This window comes from Frankia sp. AgKG'84/4 (assembly GCF_023242965.2).
Taxonomy (GTDB): Bacteria; Actinomycetota; Actinomycetes; order Frankiales; family Frankiaceae; genus Frankia.
The window spans coordinates 1-2605 of sequence record NZ_JALKFU020001193.1 but is presented as its reverse complement, the minus strand read 5'-3'; the positions used below and the strand labels follow the sequence as shown (position 1 = coordinate 2605).

General features: G+C 74.9%; 4 protein-coding genes. 3 read left to right on the top strand and 1 reads right to left on the bottom strand.

Features of this window, described 5'->3' with window-relative positions; genetic code table 11:
- The 3 genes from MXD58_RS28620 to MXD58_RS28610 form a co-directional block, all read left to right on the top strand.
- The coding region (locus MXD58_RS28620) for a PDZ domain-containing protein (RefSeq protein WP_250611285.1) at positions 1-252 on the top strand (252 nt) is incomplete at its 5' end.
- Positions 253-606: 354 nt separating this feature from the next.
- Positions 607-981 (top strand): DUF6113 family protein, encoded by a 375-nt coding sequence (locus MXD58_RS28615; protein ID WP_248836674.1) that lies wholly within the window; start codon positions 607-609, stop codon positions 979-981.
- 119 nt (positions 982-1100) lie between these two features.
- Complete coding sequence (locus MXD58_RS28610; RefSeq protein WP_374616780.1) at positions 1101-1715, top strand: flavin reductase family protein; 615 nt, start codon at positions 1101-1103, stop codon at positions 1713-1715.
- A gap of 176 nt (positions 1716-1891) precedes the next feature.
- Here the strand turns inward: MXD58_RS28610 and MXD58_RS28605 are convergent.
- Positions 1892-2605: transglutaminase family protein (locus tag MXD58_RS28605; RefSeq protein WP_250611283.1), on the bottom strand; the 714-nt coding region annotated here is incomplete at its 5' end.

Here is a 2605-nt window from a genome sequence, read left to right as displayed (position 1 = left end):
GTTGCCGGGCGCACCGGGCAGCGCCACGGCGTCCGGCTGGCGGAGGTCGTCGTCGGCAGCCCGGCGGGCAGCGCGGGCCTGTTCACCGGTGATCTCGTGCTGTCGCTCGCCGGCCAGCCCATCGTCACCCCGGGTGATCTCCAACGGCTGCTGACGGAGACCACGATCGGCCAGCCGGTGGAACTCACGGTCTGGCGCCGCGGCGCGCTCGTTGACGTCATCGTTGTTCCGCGGGAGCTCGTCACAAGCTGATCGGGGATGTGCCGCGGAGGTGGGATCAGCCGCGGGATGTCCTACTGTCGAGACATGCCCCGTCCCGGTTCCGGTCCCCGCCGCACGCCGCCTCAGGCCCGGTCCCCGCGGCCGTCCGCCGCGGACCCCGCCGAGGGTGCGCGGGCCGGGGCAGGGAAGGCCGCAGGGGCCGGGAAGGCCGCCGGGGCAGGGAAGGCCGCCGGGGCAGGGAAGGTCGCAGGGACCGGGAAGGCCGCCGGGGCCGGGAAGGCCGCAGGGACCGAGAAGGTCCCCGGCGTCGCTGGAGGGGCTGGCGGGGCGGTCGCGGAGCCCGAGCCCGGGCGGCTCTTCCTCGGCGCCGCGTATGTCCTCGGCGTGGTGCTCGGGCTTGGTCTCGGGCTCTACGGCGTGTTCCTGCTGCCGGCGGGCCCGGACCTGGGCGGCACGGTGATTGCTGTCGGCCTGCTGCTGGCACTGTTCGGCAACGCCGCGGCGGCGCTGCTGGTGCGCTGGCTGACCGGCACGCGGCTCGGGCCGATGACCGTGCTCATCGGCTGGGTGCCGATCGTGCTGCTGTTCTCGGCGGCCCGCCCGGAGGGCGACCTGTTGCTGCGCGCCAACGCGGCGGGCTACGCGTTTCTGCTGGTCGGAGGCCTCAGCCCGGTTGTCGTGACGGCCGTCGGGCGGGCTCGCCGCGGGTTGACCGCCCTTGCGCCGCCGCGCTGGGACTCATCGCGACCCGGGCACTGAGCGCGGCGGCGGGCGCTGTCGGGCGGAGACCAGTGGTACGGGTGCCGTTCCCTGTGCCCAACGTCACCGATCGCGCTGTCCGTGGGCGGGGTGTGGGATCGCGGCGGTAGCGTGGAGCGGTGGGAGGCCTGCCGCCGGAGAGCCGCGCCGCGATGTCCGCCGTTCGGGCGCCCCTGCACGCGGGTGAGTTCCGCCAGGCGGTGGGACGCTTCGCGACCGGTGTGACGGTGCTCAGCACCCTGGCCGGCGCACGTCACCTGGGTATGACGGCGAACTCGTTCGTATCCGTCTCCCTCGATCCGCTGCTCGTGCTGGCCAGCGTGCGCCGCGACGCGCGCTTCCACGACCCGCTGCTCGCGGCCGGTGTCTGGGGGGTGTCGGTGCTGGCCGCGGACATGACGGAGGCCTCCCGGTTCTTCGCGAAACGCGCCCACGACGTGGCGGAGCCGTTCGCGCGGTGGGCGCATTCGCTCGGCCCCGAGACCGGCGTCGTCCTGCTGGACGGGGCGCTGTCGGTGTTCGAGTGCCGGACTGTCGCGACCCATCCCGGCGGGGATCACACCCTGGTGATCGGCGAGGTGGTGTTCCTCGATCGTCAGCGCGAGGACGCCGGGCCGTTGGTGTTCTTCGAGGGCGGCTACCTCGAGCAGGTCGCCGCCCCGAAAGGCACCGCGGACGCCGCCCGCGCCCAGTCGCCCGGCCCGGTGCCCGAGCCGGGCGGGCCCCGTCCATGACACCCTGAGTGACCCCAGTACGCCTGGAATGTCCGAGCGCTACGGGGGAGAGGCTTCCCGTCGTTGTGAACGCGTTCCGCGCGCGATCTGTCCCTGTCGAGGCGCCGGGTAGCGGCTGCGCCACGCACAGCCGGCGCAGGCGCGTGGCAGTGGGCGATGCCCGCGACGGACGCTGCCTAGTTGAGTCTGGCGCGGGCGGCGGCGGCGGCCTGGCGGGCCGCCGCGGCCGCGGTGGGTTCCACCGCGGTGACCGTGTCAGCGAAGGTCGTGAGGTCCCGCGCGCCGCCGAGGAAGTCCCCGAGGCGCACCCGTAGCTCGCCGCGTTCCCGGCGCAGGTTCGTCGGGTGATGGGGGAGCAGCAGCGACAGCTCGACCGCCCACAGCCGGGTGCGGGGAGCGTCGGCGCGGGCCCCGAGGACGCGCACGTTGCCCAGGATTCGGGCCAGCACGTCGTGCGGCTCCATCGGCGCGAGATGGCCCCGGTTGAACGCGGCGCCCGCCGCGCGGACCTTCGCGGCGGCGTCGTGGATCGTCAGCAGCCGCCCGGCGTCGTACGGATCGACGAGGACGTTGTCCTCGGGGGTGCCGACCGCCACGACGACGTGACCGGGCAGGCCGACCGGGTAGGCGGCGACGCCGAGCCGTCGGGCGACCTCCAGCCACACGACCGAGAGCAGGATCGGTAGCCCCCGTCGGCGGCGGAGCACATCGGGCAGCAGGGACGAACGCAGATCGGTGTAGTCCTCCTCGGACCCGCCGAAGCCGGCGTCCAGCCCCAGCGCCTCGTGCAGCGCCTCGGCGGCGGAGCGGGGCGTCAGCGAACCGAAGCGGCGGGCCTCGCCGAGGCGCCCGATCGGTTCGCCGCCGCCGGGGCCGTCGCCGGCCTGGGC